Origin of the sequence: Devosia soli (genome assembly GCF_000970455.1) — a bacterium.
Taxonomy (GTDB): domain Bacteria; phylum Pseudomonadota; class Alphaproteobacteria; order Rhizobiales; family Devosiaceae; genus Devosia; species Devosia soli.
Window position 1 is genome coordinate 623,336 of the sequence record NZ_LAJG01000005.1, and the last position, 26,314, is coordinate 649,649.

Genomic DNA, 26,314 nt, shown 5'->3' on the forward strand with positions numbered 1-26,314 from the left:
TCCTATACTGCCGGAGCCGGCTGCAGCCGACTCGAGCGTTTGAGGGACGACAGCGGCAAGCTCAGTTCCACCCGCAGTCCATCGGTTTCCCAAATGCGTTCGACTGCACCCCGCATCTGACCGCTCACCGACAGTTCCAGCAGTTTAGAGCCGAAGCCCGAGAGTGACTCGACCTCGGCAATATCGGGACCGCCATGTTCCTTCCAGGTCAGGTGGTAATGGTCGTCATCAAGGCGTCCCGTGAGGCTAATCCAGCCGTCAGGCCTGCTCAAGGCACCATATTTAGCGGCATTGGTCGCAAGCTCGTGGAAGATGAGTGCAAGCGGGGTTGCAGCGGCGTCGTCGATGGCCGTGTCGTCGCCTTCGAAGCGGATGGGCGACTTGCCATCCTCGCCGTCATAGGCGCGGGTCAGGCGGGCAACGAGTGCCGAGAGGTTCCCCTGCCCTCCCGGATTGGGCGAGAGATAATTTTGCGGGCGGACGAAATCATGGGCTTCGCCCAGCGCAAAGATGCGTTGGCGAAGTTGATCGGCGAACGGCTTGATATCGGGACGGCCGCGGGCCGAGAGCGAGACAATGCCGGTGAGCACCGCAAAGATGTTCTTGATGCGGTGGCTCAATTCCTGCGCGACGAGTTCGCGCTCCTGAGCGGCGCGCTTTGACTCGTTGATATCGGTGCAGGTGCCGATCCAGCGCACGATCTGACCGGAAAGGTCGCGAATAGGCAACGCGCGGCCAAGCGTCCAGCGATATTCGCCGCTATGGTGACGCAGCCGGTATTCGATCTGATAAGGCTCGCCGGTTTCGAGCGAGCGGCGCCAAGCTTGCCAGGCGCGCTCCTGGTCTTCGGGGTGGAACATGTCGTTCCAGCCCGCGCCATCGGTGGTGCCGGGCGGGGTGCCGGTAAATTCGTACCAGCGTGCATTGTAGTAATCGTGATAGCCGTCCGGCCGCGTCGCCCAGATCATTTGCGGCATGGTGTCGGCCAAGGTGCGGAATTCGAGTTCGCTCTTGGCGAGAGCATCGGCATAGCGATGCTGTTCGGTGACATCGAAGACGACGCCGGGGAAGCGCCGCACCTTGCCATCGGCGCCCGCGCGCGGGCGACCGGAGGCGACGACCCAACTGATCGATCCATCGGGACCGATCAGTCGGTATTCGGATTTATAGGGCGTGCCAGCAACAATGGCGGCCTGAATTTCCGCGCCGACGCGCGTCACGTCGTCAGGATGGATAGCCTGGAGAAAATCTTCGATCGGCACGCCGAGGCCAGCGCGCAACGGGTCGAGATTGAAGAGCTTGGCAAAACGATCATCGGAGGTCACCCGATTATTCTCGACATCCCAATCCCAGGTGCCGACCAGATCCGTGCCGTTAATGGCCAGGGACATGCGTTCTTCGCTGCGGGCCAGCGCCTGTTCGGCAAGGACGCGCGTCGTGACATCGATGACCACACAGACAGTACCAAAGGTCTCGGCGGCATCGTCAAACAGCGGGCTATAATGAAGATCGAGCCAGACCGGCTCAAGTTCGCCATGTCGATTGAGCATCAGATGCTGGCCGACAAGGCTGAGCCCCTCCCCGCGCAGGCCCCGATCGATGTTCTCGCGGTTGAAATCGGCAATCTCGGGCCAAGCTTCTTCCGCAGGCATGCCAAAGATTTCGGGATGCCGGGGGCCGGCAAATTCTGCATAACCCTGATTATAGAGCAAAATACCACGTTCGCCGACCAGCATGGCCATTGGCGTCGTCGCGACCATCATGGTGCGCACAGCCGATTTCAGGCTCTCGGTCCACCCCGGGATAGGGCCTAGGGGATTGTTCGACCAATCGAAGGTATTGAGCAGTTTGATCGTCGGGTCTTGCTCGAGCCGTTCACGCGCTTCTGGGGTGGCATTGGGGAACAGGGATGTTGGCATTGCCTACTCGTTCAAACGCAGCTCTATTCTTTGCCTGATATGCCGGCAAAGAAAAGGCCGCGCGGCTTGAAAAGAACGCGCGGCCAAACCATTCAGTTCATTTGGCTTCCGGACTATTCACCGGCGAGCCGCCGCTGCGCCGGCGGCTTTTGGGAATGAACTTCCTCGGCAACGAGGAACGCCAGCTCAAGCGCCTGACTGGCATTGAGGCGCGGGTCGCAATAGGTGTTGTAGCGGTCCGATAGCGTCGTTTCGGTGACCGCCGAAAGGCCACCGACGCATTCGGTGACATCGTCGCCGGTCATTTCGATGTGGACGCCGCCGGCGTAGGTGCCCATTTCGCGGTGGACTTCGAAGAAATTGCGCACTTCGGTGAGGACGCGATCGAAGGGGCGGGTCTTGTAGCCGGTTGAGGCCTTGATGGTATTGCCGTGCATCGGATCGCAGCACCAGACGACGGTGCGGCCGGCTTTCTGAACGGTTTCGACAAGGCGCGGCAGATGCTCGTGCACCTTATCGGCGCCGAAGCGCGAGATCAGCGTGATGCGGCCGGCTTCGTCGGTCGGGTTGAGCCGATCGAGAAGACGCAGGAGATCGTCATTGGCCAGGCTCGGACCGCACTTGATGCCGATGGGATTGTGAATGCCGGCAAAATATTCGACATGGGCGCCATCGGGCTGGCGGGTGCGGTCGCCGATCCAGAGCATGTGGCCGGACGTGGCATACCAGTTGTTGGAGATGGAATCGCGGCGGGTGAGCGCTTCCTCGTAGCCGAGAAGCAGGGCTTCGTGGCTCGTATAGAGGCTTGTTTGCTTGAGCGCCGGAGTATTGTCCGGGTTAAGGCCGAGCGCGGACATGAAGGTGATGGCGTCGTCGATCTTGCGGGCGACTTCCTCGAAGCGGACGTTCCAGTTGGACCCCTTCATAAAGCCCATAGTCCATTCATGGATGCGCGTCAGCTCGGCATAGCCGCCCATGGAAAAGGCGCGGAGGAGATTTAGCGTTGCGGCGGACTGGCGATAGGCCTGGAGCATGCGATCGGGATCTGGCACGCGCGCGGCCTCGGTGAACTCGATGGCGTTGATGATGTCGCCGCGATAGCTGGGCAGTTCGACGCCTTCGATGGTCTCGGTATCGGCGGACCGGGGCTTGGCGAACTGGCCGGCGACGCGGCCGACCTTGACGACGGGCTTGGAGGCACCGTGGGTCAGCACCACCGCCATCTGCAGGAAGACGCGGAAGAAATCGCGAATGTGATCCGCGCCGTGTTCGGCAAAGCTTTCCGCGCAATCGCCACCCTGGAGCAGGAAGGCTTCGCCGCGGGCAACGGCGGCAAGCCGGGATTTTAGTTCACGCGCCTCGCCTGCAAAGACCAGCGGCGGAAAGGTCGCGAGCTGACGTTCGGCTTCCGCCAGCGCAGCGGGATCGGGATAGGCGGGAACCTGAAGTACAGGCTTCTCGCGCCAACTGCTGGGGGTCCAAGTGGTCATCATCATCTCGCTCACGCGGGGCATCTTGCGGGTTGGGGCGGTCTAGCAAGGCCGGCGCGGACTGCCAAGCCCTGAGGGAGGGCAGAGCGTCTAGCCGACCCTGCTGCCATTGCGATAGGTGTAGCTCGGCGACTTGAAGGTCACGAGCTCTTCGGCGGCGGTCGGATGCAGGGCGATAGTCCGATCGAGGTCCTTCTTCGTTGCGCCCATAGCCACGGCGACGCCGACCAGCTGGATCATTTCGCCTGCGCTTGGCCCGAAGATGTGGACGCCGAGCACCTTGCCCTCGTCCTTTTCGGTGATGAGCTTGATCACCATTCGCTCGGTTCGCGTCGACAGCGTGTTCTGCATCGGGCGGAACCGGGCGACATAGATGTCGATATCGCCTTGTGCCGCCGCGTCGGTTTCCGTCAGGCCGACCACGCCGATCTCGGGCTCGCTGAAGACGGCCGTCGGGATCAGGGAATAGTCGACCTTCTGCGGATTGTTGTTGTAGACGGTCTCGGCGAAATACCAGCCTTCGCGGATGGCAACAGGCGTGAGCTGGGCCCGGCCGGTGACATCGCCCACGGCATAGACCGAGGGTGCGGATGTTTGCGAGAACGCGTCGACTTCGATGCTGCCATTGTCCTTGAGCTTGACGCCGGCCGTTTCGAGCCCGAGCCCATGGGTATTGGCGCGGCGGCCGGTGGCGAACATGACGATATCGAAAGGCGCGGTGACGCCGTCGCTGAACGTGGCCTGGACGCGATCGCCGGCATTGGCAAGCGAGGCGATGGTCGTCTGGTAGATGGTGCGCACGCCACGATCGGTGAGCGAGGCTTCAAGGGCGCGACGCATGTCGTCGTCAAAACCGCGAAGGATGCAATCGCCGCGATAGATCAGGGTCGTATCGACGCCGAGGCCGGCAAAGATGGTCGCGAACTCGACGGCAATATAGCCGCCGCCTTCGATGAGGATGGTTTTGGGCAGAACCGGCAGATCGAAAGCCTCGTTCGAGGTAATGCCAAACTCGGCGCCCGGAATATCGGGAATGTAAGGATGGGAGCCCGTGGCGATAAGGAGCCGCTCGGCCGACAGCTCGCGGCCCGAGCTCATCAGGCGCAGGCTATTGGGGCCGGTAACGACTGCTCGATCCTTGATGATCTCGACGCCGGGCTTTTCAAGGTTGGCCGTATAGGCCAATTCGAGCCGGGTGATTTCCTTTTCCTTGTTGGCAACAAGAGTTGGCCAATCAAAGCTCGCATCGACCTGCCAGCCGAAGCTTGGCGCCAGATCGAACTGATCGGAAAAGCGGGAAGCATAGACATAGAGCTTCTTGGGCACGCAGCCGCGGATGACGCAGGTGCCGCCGACGCGGAACTCTTCGATGATCGCAACCTTGGCGCCATAGGTTGCCGCCATGCGTGCCGCCCGCACGCCGCCGGATCCTGCCCCGATCACCAAGAGATCGTAATCATAAGCCATATTCGCCCCGCGCTTTATCGTAATTCACCGATATATCTAAGTCGTCACGCCACATAAAAAAAGACCCCGCTCGGAGCGGGGTCGATATGCTTATTCTCTGGAGATTAGAGTTCGATGCCCTGCGCGCGCAGCTCGGCACGGACCTTGGCGAAGAACTCGCGCTTGAGGTTGTTGGAGAACACCTGCATGACGCGCTGGAGATCGGTATTGGCTTCGGCATTGGTCTGGGCCAGTTTCTGGCCGGTCGGCGACTCGTAGAAGTCGACGATTTCCTGGAGTTCCTGCTGGGTGAAGCGCAGCGCATAGACGCGCGCAAACTGATCGAGCAGCTCGCCCTTCCGGCCACTATATTCGGTGATCACCTTGGTGATCGCCTCATTGGTCTTGTCGATGATTTCCGGGTTCTGCTGGACGATCTGCTGCATCGTCTCGACGCCGGTTTCGACGATCGTGGTCTCGTAAACCGCGCCGCGATCGGTCAGGTCGATATATTTACGCGCGAGCGCCAACTGCTCGGGCGCGACTTCCTGTGCAAAGGCGGGGGCAGCGGCGAAGCCGATCATGCCTGCGGTCACCACAGCCGCAAAGATCGTCTTGGCGCCGCGCATAAAATCCTTGTTCATCCGGTTCCCCATGTCTGTTCCGGGCTTGCTCACTGGCCCTTGATAAGAGTTTTTACGCCATCCGGCGCCGCCACATAAGCCTTGCTGCACATATTGAGGAACAGTCCATGCTGGACCACTCCCGGAATGTCCAGAAGATCGCGTGACAGCGCTTCTGGCTGCGAAATGCGGCCAAAAAAAGCATCGAGGATCAGGTGGCCACCGTCCGTCACGAAGGGTTCGCCGGCATCTGCTCCACGCAGCTTGAGGCCATCTTCGGCACCATGGGCGGCCATGACCGCTTCGACCGCATGCCGGGTGGCGGCAAGACCAAAGCGATTGACCTCGATCGGCAGCGGAAAGCGTCCCAGCGTTTCAACCAGCTTGGTGCTGTCGGCGATGACGATCATGCTGGCCGAGGCCGCAGCCACGATCTTTTCGCGCAGCAGCGCGCCACCGCCGCCCTTGATCAGATTGAAGTCATGATCGATCTCGTCGGCTCCATCGACGGTCAGATCGAGCTGGCCGAGCGTTTCGAGATCGGACAATGGAATATTGAGACCGAGCGCCTGGCGCGCCGTCACTTCCGAGGTCGGCACGCAGATGACCTCGAACCCCGCAGCAACCTTTGCCCCCAGCAAATCAACGAAGTGGCGCGCGGTCGAGCCGGTGCCAAGACCAAGACGCATGCCGGGGCGCACGTCTTCGACAGCTTTGGCGGCGGCATGGCGCTTGAGATCTTCGGACATCTTTATTCCCTCTTGGCGGGGGTGATGCCGGTGCCCTGCCCTGTCTGTCAAGACTTTCACAGCGGAGTAATCACGCATTGGTGAATAGCGACTGTAACCGCTCAGCAACACAATAAGGCAACGCTGTCACGTATGTGGCGAAAAGGTGACTGTTAACTCTTCTCGCGTAAATTGCGCGACGGTAAATAGCGCCATCCGTATGGCTACCGAATCACGCGGTCCCATACATTTGCAGAGGCCTGTAAGAGCATGAACTTTATGAAAGCCGCGATGGCATTTGGGCTGTCGATCATCTTGGCGGTTGGCATGGCGGCTCCCAGCCAGGCCGCGCGTGTCTACAATCCCGACACCAATACTTGGGAAGAGCCCTCCGCCGTCGTGACGCGCAGCCGTGGCGGCAGCCCGATCAAGAAGCAGATCGTCGACTACTCGACGAACTACAAGCCCGGCACCATCGTTGTGGAAACCGGTGAGCGGCGGCTCTACCTCGTCATGGAAGACGGCAAGGCCCTGCAGTACGGCATTGGCGTGGGCCGCGATGGCTTCACCTGGTCGGGCACGCACCGCATCACCCGCAAGGCAGAATGGCCCGGCTGGACGCCGCCTGCTGCCATGCGCAAGCGCGTTCCCGATCTTCCGGCCTACATGCCGGGCGGCCCGGAAAACCCGCTTGGCGCCCGCGCGCTCTATATCGGTTCGACCCTTTACCGCGTGCATGGCACGTCCGAGCCGTGGTCGATCGGCCAGGCGGTTTCCTCCGGCTGCATCCGTCTCACCAATGATGACGTCACCGACCTTTATGAACGCGTCAAGGTCGGCGCCCTGATCGTCGTCAACCACTAAGGCTGTCATCGCCAGAGAGTTCGAGGGGTCGCTTCGGCGGCCCCTTTGCTTTTTGCAGGTGACAATTGTCGGAGATGGCAATTTCCATTCTCGCGCCGAACTCCTACAATGGGATCATGAACGCGCCTTTTGCCCCGTCTCGACCGCTGATCGACAGCCATGGTCGCACCATCAGCTATTTGCGCATTTCGGTGACCGATCGCTGCGACTTCCGCTGTGTCTATTGCATGTCCGAAGACATGGTCTTCCTGCCGAAAAAGGATGTGCTGAGTTTCGAGGAGGTCGAGACCATTGCCTCGGCCTTTATCGCGCGCGGCACGACCAAGATCCGCCTGACCGGCGGAGAGCCGCTGGTGAGGCGCGACATCATGGAGCTGGTCAAGTGCCTCGGCAGCCGGATCGGTCAAGGGCTCGAAGAGCTCACCATCACCACCAATGGCAGCCAATTGGCCAAGCACGCCGAAGGGCTATTTGCCGCCGGCGTGCGTCGCATAAATGTTTCGCTCGATACGCTCGATCCCCAGCGCTTCAATGCGATCACCCGGCGGGACCGGTTCAGCGACGTCATGTCCGGGATAGACGCCGCACAGGCGGCCGGACTGGCCCTCAAGATCAACATGGTGGCGATGCGCGGCGTCAATGACGACGAGATCGAGCCGATGATGGCCTGGGCCCATGGCAGAGGGCTCGGGCTGACGCTGATCGAAGGCATGCCGCTCGGCGAAGTCGGCATCGACCGCGTCGAAAGCTACCTGCCGCTGCGCGAACTGCATGAGCGCCTGTCGCGCCGCTATACGCTGACCCGCCTCGACAAACGCACAGGCGGCCCCGCGCGCTATGTTCATGTCGCCGAAACCGGCGGCGTGCTCGGCTTTATCACGCCGATGAGCCATAATTTCTGCGAAAGCTGCAACCGCGTTCGGCTGACGGCTACCGGTCAGCTGTTCCTGTGTCTGGGGCAAGACGATCAGGTGAACCTGCGCGATGCCTGGCGCGAAGGCGGCCCGGCAGGGCTCGATGCCGCGCTCGACCACGCCATGCGCATCAAACCCAAGGGGCACGACTTCGTTCTGGACCGCAGCCGTCCCGAACCTGCCGTTGCCCGGCACATGAGTGTCACGGGCGGCTGACCGTCATACCGTTAGCGCGCCGAGGCGCGCTCGATCAGTTCGACCAGGATGCCGTCAGGATCGCGGACGAAGGCGACGCGGCGGATCATTTCCCGATTGTGCGCATCGCGCGGCTTTTCGGCGACCTCGACCCCGGCCGCGACCAGTCTTGCGAACATCTCATCGACGCTGGTGACGGCAAAAGTGATGTGGCGCAGGCCTGCTTCGGCTGCCGGCACGTCGCGGAACCGCTCGATGGGCGCGTTGGTGGCAAAGATTTCGAGCATGCCGCTGCCGGTGTCGAAAAAGCCGACCTCACCCTGCCCCGCCGGTTTGCGCAGGGCCAGCTTGAGACCGAGCAGGCCGCAATAGAAAGCGACCGCGCGGTCCATGTTCGAGACGGTCATGCCGACATGTTCGAAACCAAGCAGCATCTTACTTGTCGTCGTCGACGACGATGGCGAAATCGAGCGGCAGGGCGGTCGTATATTTGATCTGGCCCATGGCGAAGGCCGAGCTGACATCGGTCAGATTGATCTTGGAAATGAGGCGCTTGTAGAAGGCATCATAGGCCTGGATATCGGGCACGACGACACGCATCAGATAATCGACATCGCCACTCATGCGGTAGAATTCGACGACTTCGGGGAATTCATCGATGACACCCGAAAATTTCCGCATCCAGGCTTCATTGTGCTCATTGGTCTTGACCGAGACGAAGACAGTAACGCCGACATTGACCTTGGCCGGATCAAGCACGGCCACGCGGCGCTGGATGACGCCGTCTTCTTCCATCTTCTGGATGCGGCGCCAGCAAGGCGTCGTCGAAAGGCCTACCTTGCGGCCGATTTCGGCGACAGGCATGGTCGCGTCCTTCTGCAGCAGCGTCAGTATCTTGCGGTCGATCTTGTCCAGTGCCATTCGGCCCTCTTGATGAAATCAGATTTTTCTTATTGCAGATTTTCGGGGCATGTCGGCACGGGAAACTGCCATAGCACCGACTGAAGAGCAATAAAATTGCTCAGGACACTTGTCATATGACTTTACAGCGTAGTGCCGGCAGCAGTTGTCCACATCGGCCAGAGCCGTTCGCTCGGCTTCACCGTGTATTAACCACGCTCCCCCTAAGTTTGGCACCGAGCGTAAGCGATGGCCGTTGCTGTCGCATGAGTTAGTAATGAGTACCGTTCATGCCGTCTCAGCCGGCCATAAACGCTGACGTCCGCGCCCAGATGGGCCGTGACGGCAAGCGTGGCGCCCAGAAGACCGTTTTGGAAGCACGACAGAGGCTGACCTCCAGCTCTGGCACGCGCGCCGAATTCGATTTCGAGCTTATGCGCGACTATGCGGGCGCCCGGCGTGGCGCTGCCCTGCCGATGGCCGCGATCGTCGGCATCCTCGCCATTATTTCGAGTTTCTGGGTCCCGGTGATCTTTGCCGCCTTCTGGGCGGGACTCGCGATCACCGCCCTTCTCGTCGTCGTGCTTGTCGCCAGCCGCTTCCTTGACCAGGACCCGGCAAAATTCAACGCGACGCGCTGGACGACGAGCTTTGTAGCCGCCGAAACGTTTTATGGCGTGACGCTGTCGCTGCTGGCGTTTTCGACCATGGTCGCAAATCCGCATGACGTGGCCCCGGTGATGTTCGCGATGGTCCTCGTCAGCATCGCTGCCAATGCGGTTGCAACGCATACGCTGCCGCAGGCGACGCTGATGAGCACGCTGCCGGTCACGGTTACCGTAAGCATCAGCCTAGCGCTGCTCGGCGGCACGCTCGCCTATACGCTTGCGGCCGTGGCCGTGTGCGGCGAAATCTTTTTCGTGTTCCTCGCGCGCCAGCTTTACAACGGCGACCTCGAGACGCTGTCGCACCAATCGGAGAAAGACTCGCTGATCGCCGAACTCGAAGAAGCGCGGCATATGTCGGACGAGGCGCGGCGGCATGCCGAACAGGCCAATATCGCCAAGAGCCAGTTCCTGGCGACCATGAGCCACGAGCTCAGGACGCCGCTCAACGCCATTATCGGCTTTTCCGAAGTGCTCAAATCGGAGCTGCTCGGCACCCATCAGGTGCCGCAATACAAGGAATATGCCGGCGACATCCATGCCAGTGGCCAGCACCTGCTCAACCTCATCAACGAATTGCTCGATCTGAGCCGTATCGAGGCGGGCAAATATGAGCTGCACGAGGAGGCGGTTTCGATCGTCGACATCGCCGACGACTGCCAGCGCATGATGCAGCTGCGCGCCAAATCCAAGGGGATCGAGCTGCAGTTTTCTTATGGCGAAAACCTGCCGAAAATATGGGGCGACGAGCGCGCCATCCGCCAGGTCGTGCTCAATCTTTTGAGCAATGCCATCAAGTTCACGCCCCAGCACGGCAAGATCGTTCTGCTCGTGACCCGCAGCGCCGATGGCGGGCAGCTGATTTCGGTCAAGGATAATGGGCCCGGCATTCCGGAAAACGAGATCGAGACGGTGCTCTCGTCGTTCGGCCAGGGCTCGCTTGCCCAAAAGACCGCCGAGCAGGGCGCGGGTCTCGGACTGCCCATCGTGCAGCGGATCATGGATCTGCATCAGGGCCGGTTCGATTTGTTCTCCAAGCTGCGTTTCGGGACCGAAGTCATCGCGACGTTCCCGCGGGCACGGGTCATGGATGCGCTGGCTCCGGTCACCGAGCGCCGCAACAAGCTCGAGATCTATTCGCAGGCAGGTTGATCCAAGAGGCTAAAGGTCCCAAATTGGCCCTATCATGCCGTCGGGGACGAGGGCTTTTTTGGGGGAAGACACGTTTGAACCTTTTGCGCCACTGCCTGATCCTTGCCTTGCTGCTCGTGCCGACCCTGGCGCATGGTCAGGGGGCAGATGCTGCCGATTTCGATACAAGCTACCGGCAATCCGCGATCATCAGCGCCAGGATCGAAAAGCAGTTTCTTGACAACATCCGCTGGACCATCGGCACCGAGGCGCGCGACAACGTCGCTGCGGCCTTCGCCGAGCGTCCGGCGCTCGATGTCTGGGCGGAACTGGTGGCGCCGGATGGACTAAAGCGGGGAAACGTCGCCGATGCCCTGACCGCCTATTGGGTCTTGAATTGGGTAACCGCGAATGCGCGCTACACGCTCAAGGTCGACAATGGCCCGATCCAGGCGCAGATGCGCAAGGCGATGGCCGGGGACATCAATTTCCGCAATTTCAGTGATATCCAGAAACAGGAAATGGCCGAGGGCTATATACTGAGGTTTCTGGTCGAACATGCCGCGCTCAACGACGCGATGGCGCGCAAGGACGTGGCGGCGCTGGGCCGCCTCGCCATGGCTTCAGTGACGCGCTTTCGCCAGGAAATGGGCGTCGACCTTCTGGCGCTCGAGCCCGGACCGAACGGCCTTCTGCCGAAGGCTGCCCAGACTAAACCTGCCGACTGACGCCAGCGCTCTCAAAGGTCGCCATATTGGCGTGAAGATGCAGAGCGGTCTTTGCGAGGACGACGCCGAGCGCCGCGCCGGTGCCTTCGCCGAGCCGCATGCCGAGATCGAGCAGCGGCGCCTTGCCCAGATGGGCCAGGACCTTGCCATGCGCGCCTTCAGCGGCGACGTGGGCAAAAAGGCAATGGTCTATGGCTTCGGGATTGACCGCATGGGCGATGGCGGCGGCGGCTGTGGCCACATAACCGTCGATCACCACCGGGACCTTCTGGTGCCGCGCGGCGATCAGCGCGCCGAGCATGGCGGCAACCTCGCGTCCGCCGAGGCGGGCAAGAATGGACAACGGATGATCGAAACTATCCTTATGGAGCGCCAAGGCGCGGTCGACGGCGTCGATCTTGCGGGCCAGGCCGGCATCGTCGAGGCCGGAGCCGCGGCCGACCCAATCGGCACCAGTGCCGCCATAAAGAGCAGCATAGATCGCGGCGGCGATGGTGGTATTGCCGATGCCCATTTCGCCAAGACCGATGAGGTCCGGTTTACCCGCCACCGCTTCCATACCGTAGGCGATAGTCGCGGCGCACATCTGGTCGTCCAGCGCGGGCTCCCGGGTGATGTCGCCGGTGGGCAGTTCGAGGGCGAGTTCGAAGACGCGCAGATTGATCTCGTGGAGGCCACAGATCTGTGAGATCGCGGCACCGCCATTGGTGAAATTGGCGACCATCTGCGCGGTCACGTCCTGCGGATAGGCCGAGACACCACGGTCAGCGACGCCATGATTGCCGGCAAAGATCGTGACCATGGGATTTTCGAGCCGCGGCACAGCGCGATGCTGCCAGCGGGCCAGAAATTCCACCAGGTCTTCGAGCCGGCCAAGCGAGCCGCCGGGCTTGGTCAGATCGGCATCACGCTTGCGCACAGCGGCGACGGCCGCCTCATCACCATCGGGCACGGCGGTCAGCAGTTCGACGATATCGGCAAAGGCGGGATTTAGGGCAGGCATGGTCGGTCCGGCGGCAAGGAAGGGTGCGGACTTGTTGCCCAGATCGGCGGCAATTGCAATTGAGCGCGGAGCGGGCTTTTTCGTGCGTGTTCGTGCCTTACGCCGAACACTGGCCATAAAGGCTTGAAATCTTCGCCGCTCGCACCTTAATCCATCTCAAGGCAAGCAGAGGAGCCATAGGCATGATCTTTATCGGGCTCGCACTGCTGGTGGTCGCAGGTCTCGTCCTGCTCATCAATGCCGACGCCGGCAGCCTCGTCGGGCTCAGCCAGACGCAGACGGCGCAGCTCCTGCCGCTCCTCATCATCCTCATCGTCTTTGCCGGTGGAGCCTTTACCCGGCGTCGCCGCGCAGCCGAGCTTTTAGGTGGCGTCGCCATCTGGGCCGGGCTCTTTGCGGCCATCGGCATTGGCTATGCCTATCGCGACGAGCTTCTGGGCGTTGTCAGCCGCGTTACCGGCGAATTACGCCCTGGCGTTGCGGTCGTCGATAGCGACGCGGGAACGGCCGTTTTTCGCCGCGGCCTGGGCGGTCATTTCGAGATTGCCGCTACGATCAACGGCCATACGACGCCCATGATCTTCGACACAGGCGCCAGTGCCGTGGTTCTAACCCGCGAAGATGCCGAGGCGGCCGGCATCGACCTCGACGGTCTTCGCTATTCCATTCCGGTCTCCACCGCCAACGGCACGGGCATGGCGGCACGCACCCGGCTCAAATCCATCGAAGTCGGCGGCATCGTGCGCCGCAACGTCATGGCATTCGTCACCGATGAAGGCGCGATGGACACCAGTCTCCTCGGGATGACGTTTCTTGAAACGCTAACCCGGTATAGCGTGACGCAGAATTCGCTCGAGCTGCAGGATTGAGGAAGTGCGAGATCGATCAGATCGAAGCGCGCGCCGCCTGAAAACTAGCTCGCGACGGCTTCGGCGCGATCTTCGACAACGGACAGAGCGTGCATGAAGACCTCCGGACCCGCCTTGGGGCGGCAGGCATCGACGCTGAGGATCTGACGGAACTGGCGGGCGCCGGGGCGGCCATTGGCCAAGCCGAGCATGTGGCGCGCGATATTATTGAGGCGCTGGCCCTGCCCCAACTGCACTTCCGCATAGGAGGCCATTGCGGTCATGATCTGGAGGAGGTCGAGACGTTCCACCTCGGCGCCAAAGAAGCGCCGATCGACTTCGGCGAGCAGCATCGGATTGTGATAGGCGGCGCGGCCGAGCATGACTCCGTCCATGTGCTCGAGATGCGCTTCTGCCGCTTCGAGCGTTTCGATACCGCCATTGATCATCGTCGGCAGCGGCGCCATGCGTTGGCGCAGGCGATAGACGCGGGGATAATCGAGCGGCGGAATGGTGCGGTTTTCCTTGGGGCTCAGGCCCTGCAGCCACGCTTTTCGCGCGTGAACATAAAGGGCTGCAACGCCAGCTTCGGCCATCTTGTCGGCGAAACGATCAAGGCTTTCCTCGGTGTCCTGATCGTCGATACCGATCCGGCATTTGACCGTTATCGGGCGATCGGTCGCGTCGCGCATGGCGCGAACACATTCGGCGACGAGATCGGGCTCGGCCATCAGGCAGGCACCGAATTTGCCGGATTGAACACGATCAGACGGACAGCCGACATTGAGGTTGATTTCGTCGTAGCCGAAGTCGTTGGCGATGCGGATGGCCTGCGCGAGCTCGGCCGGGTCCGAGCCACCGATCTGGAGCGCGATCGGATGTTCGACGGCCTCATCGTAGCGCAGGTGACGCGCAGCATCGCCATGAACGATGGCGCCGCTCGTGACCATTTCGGTGAAGAGCAAGCTATGGCGCGAGAGAAGGCGGTGGAGCTGACGGCAGTGCCGATCAGTCCAATCCATCATCGGAGCAATAGAGAAGCGACGGGCCGTTTCGAGTGAAACGGCGGGGCCGCGCCAGGCCTTTGTCATCGGCACGCAGTGGTTTAGTGTGTTGAAGGGGCTCAATTAGCGATTTTCGGACGCGGGGGCAAGCTTGCCTGATCTGGATCAAAGCGGCAGCGGTCGCGTTGTTGTCTTGTCCATGCGTCAACACCAGGGGGTATTTGCCATGTATTCGCGCATCATCTGTGCCATCGACGGATCCGATCTCAGCAACAAGGCGCTCAACCATGCCTTCATGCTGGCGAACAAACTGGGCGCCGAACTGACCGCCGTCACGATCACCGACCCGGCCGTAATGCTGATGCCAGGCGCCGACGCCATCATGGTCGATACCGGCGCCGTCGCTGCCGAGCTCGAAAAGGCGAAGGATGCTTCGGCCAAGGCCATCCTCGCCAATGCCGAAAAGCTCGCGGCCGCAGCGGGGGTCCCCCTCAAGACCCTGCACCTGCCCAGCATGCCGGCTGCCGAAGGGATCGTCCGCGGCGCCAAGGATGTGGGAGCAAACCTGATCGTCATGGGATCGCACGGCCGGCGCGGGCTCGGCCGACTATTGCTCGGCAGCCAAGCAGCCGAAGTGTTGGCGCACTCGGACATCCCGGTCCTGATCGTCAAATAGGACAAAGCTTGGCACGCAGCTCTGCGGAAAGCCTTGAGAAGTTTTCCGCGGGGCAGCACTAACATGTCAGCTATGGCGTGGCCGCTTTTTCTCCGCTAAGGGGACTTGATCGAAGCCGGAGCCTTGCGCCATGACCGAGCCCCTTCCCCGCCATATCGCCGTCATCGATATCGGCAAGACCAATGCCAAGGTGGTATTGATCGACGCGGGCACCGAACGGCAACTGGGGGCGCGGAGCAAGCCGAATACGGTTCTGCGCAATGCGCCCTATCCGCACGCGGACGTGGACGGGCTTTGGGATTTCATCCTGGCAAGTCTTGGCGAGCTACACCGCGAACACGGGATCGATGGCATTTCCATCACGACACATGGAGCAACCGCGGCCCTGATGGCAGGAGACGAGCTGGCCCTGCCCGTGCTCGACTATGAATATGACGGCCCGGAGGCATCAGACGAGGCGTATGATCGCGCCCGCCCGGGTTTTACCGAGACACTTTCGCCGCGGCTGCCGAACGGGCTCAATCTCGGAGCGCAAATTTTCTGGCAGTCGCGGGCTTTTCCGGAAGACTTCGCCAAGGTCACGGCAATCCTGACCTATCCGCAATATTGGGCCTGGCGGTTGACGGGCATCAAAGCAAGCGAAGTGACGTCCCTTGGGTGCCATACTGACCTCTGGTCGCCGGACAGAGGGGACTTTTCAACGCTTGTCGAAGCGCAGAACTGGCGGAGCCTTTTTCCGCCTGTGAAGCCGGCGGCTTCGGTGCTCGGGCCGATCCTCAGGACGCTCGCAGACCTAACGGGGCTTCCAGCAGATACGCCGGTGACCTGCGGCATTCACGATTCCAATGCCTCACTCGTTCCGCATCTTGGGCGCCCCGAAACGCCGTTCACTATTCTTTCGACCGGTACCTGGGCGATCTCGATGACGGTGGGCGGGGATACGAAAAATCTCGACCAAAACCGCGATAGCCTTGCCAATGTCGATGCCTTCGGCCGCCCGGTGCCCACGGCGCGTTTCATGGGCGGGCGGGAGTTCGATACGCTTGTGCCCAAGATTGCCGAGCCAACAGCGGAGGATATCGATGAGGTCATCGGCAACGACATTCAGGCACTGCCGACCTTTGCCGCGGGCGTCGGTCCTTTTGGCGGCAAGGCCGGGCGCTGGACTGTCGAGCCGAACGATCTGACGGCAGGCCAGCGGACTGCCGCAGCATCGCTTTATCTCGCGCTTGTCGCCCGCGAGTGTCTCGATCTTTGCGGCTTGGGCAAATCCATCACCATCGAAGGGCCGCTCGCCCGCAATGGCCTGTTCGGCGCGGCGCTGGCAGCGCTGAGTGGCCGGCCCGTTCATGCTTCGGGCGATGGGACGGGAACAAGCCTGGGCGCCAGTCTGTTGTTCGGTGGACAGCCCGCGCATGAGCAGCACGACGCACCCATCGCGCCCTTCGCCCATCCGGGTTTTACCGGCTATGCGGCGCGGTGGCGAGAGCGCCTAAAGGCGTAACACCTTCGCGTCATTGACGGCGCCCGGCCCGGACCTACCTTGGAGAGGCAGACATGGAGGCCGATATGAGCAGAAGCAGGCAGCGCATCGTCATCATTGGCGGAGGCTTCGGGGGCCTTGCTGCCGCGCAGTCGCTCAAGCACGCCGATGTGGATGTGCTGTTGATCGATCGGCGCAATCATCACCTATTCCAGCCCCTGCTCTACCAGGTCGCAACCGCAGCGCTCAGTCCGTCGGAGATCGCTTGGCCGATCCGGCATATCCTGCGCCGGCAGAAGAATACCAAGGTGATCATGGCGACCGTCACAGGGGTCGATATGGCGGCAAGGCAGGTGCTTGTCGAGGATGGTCCGCCCGAGCGTTATGATAGCCTGATCATCGCAACGGGCGCCCAGCACGCCTATTTCGGCAATGACGAATGGGCTCAGTTCGCCCCGGGGCTCAAGACGCTCGAGGACGCGACGGCTATCCGCCGGAAGCTGCTGCTGGCGTTCGAGGCGGCGGAACGCGAACCGGATGCGCAACGGCGGCGTGCGCTTCTGACCTTCGCCATCATCGGCGCCGGGCCGACGGGTGTCGAAATGGCGGGGGCCATCAGCGAACTGGCTCGCGCGAGCCTTGCAGGGCAATTCCATGCGATCGCGCCCGAGGATATCCGCGTGGTGCTCATCGAAGGCGCAGATCGGGTTCTGCTCAACTTCAAGCAAGAGCTTTCCGCCTATGCCCTCAAGTCGCTGCGCGACCGGGGCATCGAGGTGGAGTTGGGGCAGAAGGTCAAGACAATCGACGCCGAAGGGGTCAGCTATGGCGACAAGCGGCTCGACACCAAGACGATCATCTGGGGCGCAGGTGTTGCTGCCTCGCCCGCCGCGCAATGGCTCAAGGCGCCGGCGGACCGCTCGGGGCGCGTGAAGGTGGAGCCGGATCTTTCAGTGCCGGGGCACGGCGAAATCTTCGTCGTCGGCGATACGGCGAGTGTCGTTCAGGAGGATGGCAAGCCTGTGCCCGGCGTGGCACCGGCAGCCAAGCAGGCGGGCGCGCATGCGGCAAAGGTGGCGCTGAGGCGCCTTGCCGGAGACAGATCGCCCATGCCGTTCAAATATCACCATGCCGGCGATCTCGCGACGATCGGCAAACGCGCCGCCGTTCTTGATTTCGGCCGGATCAACCTCACCGGCGGACTTGCCTGGTGGGTGTGGGGCATTGCCCACATCTATTTCCTGGTCGATGTGAAAAACCGCGTCTTCGTGGCCATGAGCTGGCTCTGGATCTATCTCACCGGCCAGCGCAGCGCGCGGTTGATCACCCACGGCTTGGCGCCGACCGCCGAACCACTGCAGGAGATCGACAAGGAGCCCGAGCTTAATGTGGCGCGGTGATCGGCGGCTCGGGTTTTGCGAGCCTGCGTTCGCGCAGCCAGATGTAGAGCCCGCTACCGATGACGATTGGCGCGCCGAGAAAGAGCCAGACGTCCGGGGGCTGGGCAAAGATCAGCCAGCTCGACAGAGCCATGAAGATGATCTGGAAATATGAGAATGGCGCGAGGACGGATGCCGGCGCGAGGCCTGAAGCGACGGTGATGAGCTGGTGGCCGAGAAAGCCGAAAATGCCCACGGTAAAGAACGCGATCCATCCGTCAGGTGTCGTCGGCCAGGACCAGAAGAAGACGACCAAAGGCAGGAGCAGGACGGTCGCGAAAATGCCGGCGTAGAACTGGCTCGTCGCCGCGCTGTCTATGGCAGAGACGCGACGCGTCAGGAGCATGTAGAGCGCCGTGCTCATCGCCGCGACGAGACAGAGCAGCGAAGCGGGGTGAAAAGCGTCCGACCCGGGGCGTACAATGATCAGCACGCCGACGAACCCGACCGCAATCGCCGTCCAGCGCCGCCAGCCGACGGTTTCGCCCAGCATCGGCACCGACAGGGCGCAAACAAAGAAGGGGACGGTGAAGGCAATAGCGCCGGTGACGGTCAGCGGCAGATATTGGACTGCGACGAAATTGCAGCCGGTCGACGCCAGCAGCGTCAGCGCGCGCAGGGATTGCAGCCGAAGGCTGCCAGTACGGACCAGAGAGCGGCCGTGGCGCGGCAAGTGGATGGCCGCAACCAGCGCAAGATGAACCGCATAGCGGAGGAAAACGATCTGGATCGCTGCGATGCCGACAAGCCCGAGCCATTTGGCTGACGAGTCGATGCCGGTGAACATGACATAGGCGGCAAAGGCTAGTCCGATGCCCAGGAGCCGGCGCTCCGTGGGCGGGACAAAAGGAACAGGCATGGCGAATCCAATGAACCGCAAGAGGAGAGCGGCGCAAAGGCAGCGTTGAGGAAAGCGGCGGTCAAGTCAATGACCGCCACCCATTCTTGTATGGAAGTTAAAATGTTTCTGCGAGATTGCGAACGCGCAAGGACGGTGCAAGGTCACTCGCGCTATAGCTGGCGCCATGGCGCGGAGTGAAGACGATATCCACCGGGCGCCCCGGGAGCAGGGTGACCGCATTATCCGAGAAATAGCCGGGCGCGTCGACCGTCGCCGTGGCAAAGAATGCGGGTTTGTCGGCTTCGAGGGTCAGGACAGCCTGGCCGCCATGGTCGGACCACTTGGTCGAAATCGTCGGCTGCACCAGTTCATAGGCCTTGTAGGGCTGCGGGAAGTAATCATTTTCGCCCAGCACCGCGCCGGCTGCATCCTTCCAGGTGAAGTAGAGGAACTCGTCGACGGCGATGTCAGCCATGGCCAATGTCGCCACTGCGACCGCCGCGTCGGGACCGACGGCGGAGTTGCCTGAAAAGACGGTTCGGGTTTCGCCCGTGACGGTGACTGCAAGCACTTCAAGGGCGATCGACACGGGGCGGCCAGTGTCGTTGATGGCCTTGAGCGTGATCTGCGTGTTTTCCGCATTCGGCACGGCCACGAGGTTGACCAGGCGGAAGAAGCGCTTGGCCATATATTGCATGAGCTTCCACTGCCCGCCGTAATCAAGGCTCGACCAGCTCGCGACCGGCCAGATATCGTTGATCTGCCAATAGAGCGTGCCCATGCAGCGCGGCTTGGTCGAACGCCAGTATTCGATGGCCGTCTTGATGGCGAGGCCTTGCTGGATCTGGGAGAGGAACACCATCTGGTCGAAATCGCGCGGGAAGCGGAAATAGCGCGTCATCGTTTCGATGATGCGGGCATTGCCGCCATTGTTACGCTGGTGGTTTTCCATCACCGGCGAAGACGGGTTGCGATCCTTCGGTTCGGCGAAGGTCTCGATGACGTTCATCGAGGTGAAAGACTGAAAGCCGAATTCGGAAGCGAAGCGAGGATTGACCGAGCGATAGGCATCGAAGCTCTTGGCCGAGTGCCAGACGTCCCAATAGTGGAGATCGCCGCGCGTATCGGAATGCCAACCGTCGGAAAAATCCATGTAGCCAAGCGACGGCGAGGACGGCCAGAAGCGACGGGCCGGATCTTCATCCTCGACAATCCGGTGCAGCATGGAATTGAGCCGGTCGTAATTGGCGATGTAGCGCTCCTTGTCGGCACGCGTTTCCGGATACCAGTTGAGCGAGCCAATGACCTCGTTGTCGCCGCACCATAGGGCGATGGAGGCATGGTGGCTGAGACGACGGACCTGCTGGGTGATTTCTGTTTCGACCGAGGCGAGGAACTCCCGGTTCGACGGGTAGCTCATGCACGAGAACATGAAATCGTGCCAGAGGAGGATGCCGAGCTCGTCGCAGAGATCGTAGAAGTAATCCGGCTCGTACTGCCCACCTCCCCAAATGCGGAGCATGTTCATGTTGGCGGCCTTGGCGCTTTCCAGAAGGTCGCGGATGATGGCCGGCGTGATGCGTGAAGGGATGGCGTCGGCAGGAATCCAGTTGGCGCCCATCATGGTGATGTCACGGCCATTGATGCGGCACTTGAACGAGTGGTCGATCTCGTCCTTTTCGATGATCCATTCGAGTTTGCGCAGGCCGATTTTGCGCGTCGTGACTTCGCCTTCGAGATTGGTCGTCAGCTCATAAAGGGGCTGGGCGCCCTGCCCGGCCGGCCACCAGATTTTCGGGTTCTGGATGGTGACATTGTGGGTGAAGACGTTTTCGCCCTTCTGGACAGCGACCTTATCGGTGACGGTCTGGCCGTCGATCGTGTGTTCGAGTTCGACCTCGCCATGAGCGAAGGCGAAGATGCGGGTCTTGATGGAAAGCTCCACCGCTTTCTCGCCGTGGGTCTGGTTGACCTCGACGCTTTCCTGGCGCGCGAGGCGCGATTTGCGAAGGGCCATGGTGCCATAGACACCAATGGGCATGGTGCAGATGCCCCAATCCCAACCCGCATGGCACGCCGCCTTGCGGATGAAGTTCATGTGGATGCCCTTCAAGCCGTTGGTCTGGTAATTGTAGGTGAAGGGGATCGGGAACGGGTGGGCGTCCGCGCGGGCCTTGGCGACGTCCGGCGCGATGCCGAATTCGATGCGAAGCGTATTTTCGCCCGCGTGCACCTTGCCGCTAACGTCGATATCGTGGCGCACGAAGCTGTTGTCGGTTTTTGCGACGACTTCGCCATTGAGGAGGATTGTCGCGATGCAGTCGACTTCAGAGAGCGTCAGCGTCAGGTAACCATCGAGATCGGCGGCAGAAACATCGAAGCGGCGTTCAACGGTCCAGGCGGTTTCGTTGACCCACATGACGAGCTTCTCGTTTTCCCCGAAATAGGGATCGGGGATGAGATCGGCCGCGAGCAGTGCGCCATGGACATCGCCCGGCAGAGTTATCGCCGTCGTAATATTGCGGGCGGGCGCGGTGAGCGCGAATTGGCCGCGCAGGGTCACCGCGGAATTGAAGCTTGGGATGGTCAAGTCGTTCTCCTGCCGGACAGGTCCGGCCCCTAAGTGCAGCGGACTGGGCGGCTGCTGCAATCGATTTCGGAAGCGCTTTTAGCCCGAAGCCATGGCAGTTGGAATGCCCGCGCAGGCGCATTTTCTATCTTTTGCATCGTCGCAATCGGCAGGAGAGGAGAATGCGCGTTCGGATTTACTGATCTATTAGGAAGTTGCTGCTTAGTCTTCGTCCGTTAGGGGCGTTAGATGTCAGTTTTCCGGCAATTTTGCCGCAACCTATTCAGTGGGAATGCGACGGCAGAGCTAACGCTTGCGCAGTGGAATGCGCTACGCCTGCAGGTGCCGTTGATGTATATCATGCTGCTGACCAACTCGGTCATTCTGGCAGCTACGCATTATGCTGTCGCCCCCCATGCACTGACGCTGATCGTTCCGGCCGTTCTGACTATCCTCTGCACCCTTCGCATTTTCGTCTGGATTCGGGATGGGAAACGTCCTGTGACGGTCGAGAAGGCAAGGCGCGGGCTGCGCATGCTGGTGATCCTAGGGCCGCTGCTGGCCGCTGGCTTTACCTGGTGGTCGCTCAGTCTTTTTCCTTATGGCGATCAATATCAGCAGTCCCATGTGGCGTTTTTCATGGGCATCACTGTCATCGGCTGCATGTTCTGCCTTCTGCGCGTGCGTCAAGCAGCGCTGGCGATCAGTGCTATCGTCATCATCCCATTTCTCCTCGTTTTCGGATTGGCGGGCGAGCCAACGCTGCTGGCCATCGCTGTCAACATGTTGCTTGTGACGGCTACGCTGACGGTGATCCTGTTCGGCAATTATCGCGACTTTGCCGGCCTCGTCGCCTCGCGCACGGCGATTACGCAAAAGCAGGCAGAAACACAGGCGTTGCTCGAGGAGAACCATCGGCTGGCCTGGCTCGACAGCCTCACGGGCGTCCCCAACCGGCGCTCGTTTCACCAAACGTTGGACACCTGCCTTTCAGAGGCCTCGGCGGGGGGCCGGAGCCTTGCGCTCGCCCGCCTAAATCTCGACGCCTTCAAAGCTATCAACGAAGTGTTCGGCCAAATGATGGGCGATCAGGTGCTGCGGGAAATTGCCCAGCGGCTCGATCGTGCAAAACCGGCACGCTCATTCTTTGCACGGCTCGACAGCGACAATTTTGCGCTGATCGTTACGGAGAATACCGACGCTAAAAGCCTGGAACGGCTTGGCAAGCGACTGTGCGACATCGTCAGTCAGCCAATTACGCTGGTGCAAGGCACCGCCCATGTCACCGCCTCGATCGGGTTCGCCGCATCGAGCACCGACGCGACACCGGAAACGCTCTTCGACCACGCTGACTATGCCAGTTGGCTGGCCAAACGCGACATGCGTGGGCGCTGGATGATCTTTTCGGCCATCGATGCACATGATCTCCGGCAGATCCGGCGTATGGAGCAAATGCTGCACGCTGCAGATCTCGATAAGGAAATCTACATCCTGCTGCAGCCACAGTTCGACGTTTCCATCGGCCAGACCACCGGATTTGAAGTGCTGGCACGTTGGAGGAGCCCGCATCTGGGCGAGGTTTCGCCCGCTGACTTCATTCCAATGGCCGAGCGCATGGGACAGATCGGCCGGATCACACAGGTCGTCCTGCGCAAAGCAATCGAGGTCAGCAAAGATCTACCGCGCGGGGTGCGCCTTTCGGTCAATCTTTCCGCGCATGACATCGGTTCGGATTCCGCGGTCGATGCTGTCATAGCGCTTATGGAGGCGGCGCCGCAGCCGACCCGGATTGATTTCGAAATCACCGAGACCGCCGTATTGCGCGACTTGCACCAGGCAAAGGAAGCGGTTTCGCGGCTGCTGAACCTGGGTTCACGCATTTCGCTCGACGACTTCGGCACCGGCCATTCGAGCCTGACGCATGTTCAGCGCCTGCCGTTGCATCGCATCAAGATCGACCGCAGTTTCGTCAAGGAGGTGACGACTGACCTGACGAGCCGCGCCATCGTCAAGACAGTCGTCGACCTCTGCCGCAATCTCGGCATGTCCTGCGTCTTCGAGGGCATCGAAACGCAGGCGCAGCTCGATGCGCTGGTCGCCCTCGGCGGCTCGGTCATGCAGGGCTACTTTTTCGGCAAGCCGATGAGCGTCGAACTTGCGCTGGCGCATGCCGAGAGAAACGGCGTCAGTTCGCCCAGTGACGCCCTTTATCGGCTCGACACAGCGAGCTGATCCAACTTTTTCTCGCCTCGGATGTCGAAATCCGCCAGGCTTCTGCGTCGCTCAGACGAAGGGGGCCGGGTGGTCCTTCAATCGTAGGGACAGGATTATGATCAAGGCGGGTTGGGTGATGAGCGTGCTGGTTGTGCTTTTTCTACTAGGCGCATCGGCAGCGCCAAAGCTGATGAACTCTCCACTGGCGCTTGAGCCGATGGAAGTCGTTGGCTGGCCAGCAAAATATATGCTGCTGATCGGCATTATCGAGATAATCTGCGCCGTACTCTATATCATCCCGCGTACTGCGCTTGTGGGAGCCGTGCTGATGACGGGACTTCTAGGCGCGGCACTGGCGGCCAATGTGCGGGTCGACAACCCGCTCTTCACCCACACGCTGTTCAGCATTTATCTCGGGGTTTTCGCTTGGGTCGCGCTTTGGCTGAGGGAGCCGAAACTGCGGGCACTGTTTCCGCTCGTGCGATAGCGATATCTAGTCGTCACAGACGGGCTCGTCTTGCCGCCACAATCGAAGATGGATTGCCGGGACAAGCCCGGCAATGACGTTCAAGGTTTGGCGTTGAAGAAAAAGCCCCGGCATCTGGCCGGGACTTTTCATCATTGGGCGGCTTCCAGGTCCAGAAACCCGCCGGACTGGCGTTCCCAGAGCATTGCATAATGTCCGCCGTTGGCGAGGAGCTGGGCATGGGTGCCCTCCTCGACAATCCGGCCCTTTTCGAGCACGACAAGACGATCCATGGCTGCGATGGTCGAGAGGCGGTGGGCAATTGCGATTACCGTCTTGCCCTGCATTAGCTTGGTCAGCTGTTCCTGGATCGCCGCCTCGACTTCGGAGTCGAGGGCAGAAGTTGCTTCATCGAGGACAAGGATCGGCGCGTTCTTGAGCAGAACGCGCGCGATGGCGACGCGTTGGCGCTGGCCGCCCGAGAGCTTGATCCCACGCTCGCCCACATGGGCGTCATAGCCCTTGCGGCCCTGCGGATCGACGAGACCCATGATGACCTCGTGGACATTGGCCTGTTTGGCCGCGAGCATCATTTCCTCGTCGCTCGCCGATTGGCGACCGTATTTGAGGTTTTCGCGTACCGAGCGGTGAAGCAGCGAGGTATCCTGGCTGACAAGGCCGATGGCACCGCGAAGGCTCTCCTGGGTCACCGAGCGGACGTCGAGTCCGTCGATCCGAATGGCGCCGTCCTGCACGTCGAACATGCGGAGGGCAAGGTTGACGAGGGTCGATTTGCCCGAACCTGAGCGGCCTACAAGCCCAATCTTCTCGCCTGGATTGACCGAGAGATTGAAGCCATCGATGACGCTGCCTTCCTTGCCGCGCCAGTAGTTGAAGCTGACATTGTCATATTCCAACTGCCCGAACTTCACCTCGATGGGCTTTGCATCCGGCACATCGAGCATGGTGAGGGGCTGAGCGATGGTATCCATCGAGTCCCGCGTCGTGCCGACCTGGCGGAAGATGTTAGAGCCGATTTCGAGAATCCAGCCGCTCATGTTCATGATCTGGAGGGCAAAGGGGATTGCCGTCGCCACCGCAGCTGCGTTGAGCGTGCCGTTGTTCCAGCCCGAAAGTGCGAGCCAGGTCACCGAGACGACGAGGCCGGCATTGAGCAGGAAGAGGGTCGACCACATGTAGGTAAAAACCCGCATGAGCTTGCGGAAGCTCTTGGCATGGTCGAGGACGCTGTCGGCAACATAGCGATCTTCGTGCTCGCCGGTCGCGAAGGTCTTGATCGTCTGGATGTTGGTGTAGCTGTCGACGATGCGACCGGTCATCACCGACTTGCTTTCCGAGAGATCCTCGGAATAGCGGGCGATGAGCGGCATGGTGATGGTGAAGAGCACCGCATAGAACAGCAGCCACACACCGATAGGCACAAGCAAGAGCAGATCGAGCTGGGCCAGCACGACGACAGCCACCACCACGAAGACGAGCGCGTACCAGGCTGCGTCGATGGTCAGATTGACGCCGATCTCGATGGCTTCGCCGACCTGGATCACTTTATTGGCGATGCGTCCGGCAAAGTCGTTCTGGAAATAGGTCCAGCTCTGGCGGATGACGTGCCAGTGGCTCTGCCAGCGGATGAGGTCGACGAGATTGGGCACGATGCCATGGTTGCGGATCAGCGTGTCGAGAAGGAAGGCGAGCGGGCGAACGAGGACGACGACGAACACCATCCAAAGGAGGGTCTGCGTGTGCTGGTTAAAGATCTCGCCGGGATTGGTGGTTGCCAGCATGCCCACGACCATGCCGACGAAGACGGGCATGAGGGCGTCGGCGATCGATCCTATGGCGACAAGGCCGATGCGGATGGCGAAGGCTGCCTTGAACTGGCCAATGAAATAGCTGACGAAAGCCTTGAGACCCATGGGCGGCTGGCGGTCTTCAGCCAGGGCGACGGGCGAATAGAGATTGTCGAAGAAATCGATGACGCGGTTGAACATTTTCTGCTCATTGAATTGAGCCGCGCCTGAAGAACCAAAGTCTGCGGTTCGTATCAGGTTCGGTGCCGATCGGTGGGTTTGGGTTGGCTCGGGGCAAATGCCGTGCGGTTGCCCTGGTGTCGCGTCATATTGAAATCTCCCATTTGGGATCTCCTTTGA

22 protein-coding genes are annotated in these 26,314 nt (G+C 61.1%); 10 read left to right on the plus strand and 12 right to left on the minus strand.

The annotated features are described in order from the left end of the window. Window positions 1–2 precede the first annotated feature (2 nt). From VW35_RS20395 to rpiA, 5 genes are all read right to left on the minus strand, one after another. Window positions 3–1,919, minus strand: coding sequence for a PAS domain-containing sensor histidine kinase (locus tag VW35_RS20395; protein ID WP_052951471.1), 1,917 nt, complete (start codon window positions 1,917–1,919; stop codon window positions 3–5). 113 nt (window positions 1,920–2,032) lie between these two features. Then, window positions 2,033–3,412, minus strand: coding sequence for a class II 3-deoxy-7-phosphoheptulonate synthase (locus VW35_RS03775; protein WP_046141749.1), 1,380 nt, complete (start codon window positions 3,410–3,412; stop codon window positions 2,033–2,035). An 87-nt stretch (window positions 3,413–3,499) separates the two neighbouring features. Then, on the minus strand, window positions 3,500–4,876 hold the full coding sequence (gene gor, locus VW35_RS03780; RefSeq protein ID WP_046141594.1) for a glutathione-disulfide reductase: 1,377 nt from the start codon (window positions 4,874–4,876) through the stop codon (window positions 3,500–3,502). Window positions 4,877–4,980: 104 nt separating this feature from the next. Beyond that, window positions 4,981–5,499, minus strand: a complete 519-nt coding sequence (locus VW35_RS03785) for a DUF2059 domain-containing protein (RefSeq protein ID WP_046141595.1) — start codon at window positions 5,497–5,499, stop codon at window positions 4,981–4,983. Window positions 5,500–5,528: 29 nt separating this feature from the next. Further along, window positions 5,529–6,227, minus strand: coding sequence for a ribose-5-phosphate isomerase RpiA (gene rpiA, locus VW35_RS03790; RefSeq protein WP_046141596.1), 699 nt, complete (start codon window positions 6,225–6,227; stop codon window positions 5,529–5,531). A 258-nt stretch (window positions 6,228–6,485) separates the two neighbouring features. On the opposite strand from rpiA, the gene VW35_RS03795 reads away from it, so the two are divergent. Together VW35_RS03795 and moaA are read left to right on the plus strand one after the other, a co-directional pair. Then, a complete protein-coding gene (locus VW35_RS03795; RefSeq protein ID WP_425283740.1) occupies window positions 6,486–7,070 on the plus strand; it encodes a L,D-transpeptidase in 585 nt (194 codons plus the stop codon). A 74-nt stretch (window positions 7,071–7,144) separates the two neighbouring features. Beyond that, the gene (gene moaA, locus VW35_RS03800; RefSeq protein ID WP_046141598.1) at window positions 7,145–8,200 is read left to right on the plus strand and encodes a GTP 3',8-cyclase MoaA; all 1,056 of its coding nucleotides are present in this window, start codon (window positions 7,145–7,147) and stop codon (window positions 8,198–8,200) included. An 11-nt stretch (window positions 8,201–8,211) separates the two neighbouring features. Here moaA and VW35_RS03805 read toward each other — a convergent pair whose 3' ends face one another. Both VW35_RS03805 and VW35_RS03810 read right to left on the minus strand, forming a co-directional pair. After that, a complete protein-coding gene (locus VW35_RS03805) occupies window positions 8,212–8,613 on the minus strand; it encodes a VOC family protein (RefSeq protein ID WP_046141599.1) in 402 nt (133 codons plus the stop codon). Between the two features lies 1 nt (window position 8,614). Next, window positions 8,615–9,094 carry an Lrp/AsnC family transcriptional regulator gene (locus VW35_RS03810; protein ID WP_046141750.1) on the minus strand — a complete coding sequence of 160 codons (480 nt, stop codon included), beginning with the start codon at window positions 9,092–9,094 and terminating at the stop codon, window positions 8,615–8,617. 275 nt (window positions 9,095–9,369) lie between these two features. Between VW35_RS03810 and VW35_RS03815 the strand changes: the two genes are divergently transcribed. Further along, window positions 9,370–10,896, plus strand: a complete 1,527-nt coding sequence (locus tag VW35_RS03815) for a sensor histidine kinase (protein ID WP_046141600.1) — start codon at window positions 9,370–9,372, stop codon at window positions 10,894–10,896. A gap of 74 nt (window positions 10,897–10,970) precedes the next feature. Continuing rightward, window positions 10,971–11,603, plus strand: coding sequence for a DUF6683 family protein (locus VW35_RS03820; RefSeq protein WP_046141601.1), 633 nt, complete (start codon window positions 10,971–10,973; stop codon window positions 11,601–11,603). On the opposite strand, the gene cobT is transcribed toward VW35_RS03820, so the two are convergent. Next, window positions 11,587–12,606, minus strand: coding sequence for a nicotinate-nucleotide--dimethylbenzimidazole phosphoribosyltransferase (gene cobT, locus VW35_RS03825; RefSeq protein WP_046141751.1), 1,020 nt, complete (start codon window positions 12,604–12,606; stop codon window positions 11,587–11,589). The genes VW35_RS03820 and cobT overlap by 17 nt on opposite strands. A 182-nt stretch (window positions 12,607–12,788) precedes the next feature. On the opposite strand from cobT, the gene VW35_RS03830 reads away from it, so the two are divergent. Then, entirely contained in the window at window positions 12,789–13,475 is a 687-nt protein-coding gene (locus VW35_RS03830) for a retropepsin-like aspartic protease family protein (RefSeq protein WP_046141602.1), read from the plus strand. 44 nt (window positions 13,476–13,519) lie between these two features. Here VW35_RS03830 and dusA read toward each other — a convergent pair whose 3' ends face one another. Beyond that, window positions 13,520–14,545, minus strand: a complete 1,026-nt coding sequence (gene dusA, locus VW35_RS03835) for a tRNA dihydrouridine(20/20a) synthase DusA (protein WP_046141603.1) — start codon at window positions 14,543–14,545, stop codon at window positions 13,520–13,522. A gap of 139 nt (window positions 14,546–14,684) precedes the next feature. Between dusA and VW35_RS03840 the strand changes: the two genes are divergently transcribed. The 3 genes from VW35_RS03840 (at window position 14,685) to VW35_RS03850 (ending at window position 18,017) form a co-directional block, all read left to right on the plus strand. Further along, entirely contained in the window at window positions 14,685–15,134 is a 450-nt protein-coding gene (locus tag VW35_RS03840; RefSeq protein WP_046141604.1) for a universal stress protein, read from the plus strand. A gap of 130 nt (window positions 15,135–15,264) precedes the next feature. Beyond that, the gene (locus VW35_RS03845; protein ID WP_046141605.1) at window positions 15,265–16,638 is read left to right on the plus strand and encodes an FGGY-family carbohydrate kinase; all 1,374 of its coding nucleotides are present in this window, start codon (window positions 15,265–15,267) and stop codon (window positions 16,636–16,638) included. Window positions 16,639–16,703: 65 nt separating this feature from the next. Beyond that, window positions 16,704–18,017 carry an NAD(P)/FAD-dependent oxidoreductase gene (locus VW35_RS03850; protein WP_046141752.1) on the plus strand — a complete coding sequence of 438 codons (1,314 nt, stop codon included), beginning with the start codon at window positions 16,704–16,706 and terminating at the stop codon, window positions 18,015–18,017. Here VW35_RS03850 and VW35_RS03855 read toward each other — a convergent pair. Both VW35_RS03855 and VW35_RS03860 read right to left on the minus strand, forming a co-directional pair. Next, on the minus strand, window positions 18,001–18,915 hold the full coding sequence (locus VW35_RS03855; RefSeq protein ID WP_046141753.1) for a DMT family transporter: 915 nt from the start codon (window positions 18,913–18,915) through the stop codon (window positions 18,001–18,003). The two genes, VW35_RS03850 and VW35_RS03855, sit on opposite strands and share 17 nt — an antisense overlap. A gap of 97 nt (window positions 18,916–19,012) precedes the next feature. Next, the gene (locus tag VW35_RS03860) at window positions 19,013–21,487 is read right to left on the minus strand and encodes a beta-mannosidase (protein ID WP_046141606.1); all 2,475 of its coding nucleotides are present in this window, start codon (window positions 21,485–21,487) and stop codon (window positions 19,013–19,015) included. Window positions 21,488–21,715: 228 nt separating this feature from the next. Between VW35_RS03860 and VW35_RS03865 the strand changes: the two genes are divergently transcribed. Both VW35_RS03865 and VW35_RS03870 read left to right on the plus strand, forming a co-directional pair. Next, window positions 21,716–23,698: a putative bifunctional diguanylate cyclase/phosphodiesterase gene (locus tag VW35_RS03865; protein WP_046141607.1), complete on the plus strand. Its 1,983-nt coding sequence runs from the start codon at window positions 21,716–21,718 to the stop codon at window positions 23,696–23,698. Window positions 23,699–23,795: 97 nt separating this feature from the next. Then, the gene (locus VW35_RS03870) at window positions 23,796–24,167 is read left to right on the plus strand and encodes a DoxX family protein (protein ID WP_046141608.1); all 372 of its coding nucleotides are present in this window, start codon (window positions 23,796–23,798) and stop codon (window positions 24,165–24,167) included. A gap of 131 nt (window positions 24,168–24,298) precedes the next feature. On the opposite strand, the gene VW35_RS03875 is transcribed toward VW35_RS03870, so the two are convergent. Further along, window positions 24,299–26,155: an ABC transporter ATP-binding protein gene (locus tag VW35_RS03875; protein WP_046141609.1), complete on the minus strand. Its 1,857-nt coding sequence runs from the start codon at window positions 26,153–26,155 to the stop codon at window positions 24,299–24,301. Window positions 26,156–26,314: the final 159 nt, after the last annotated feature.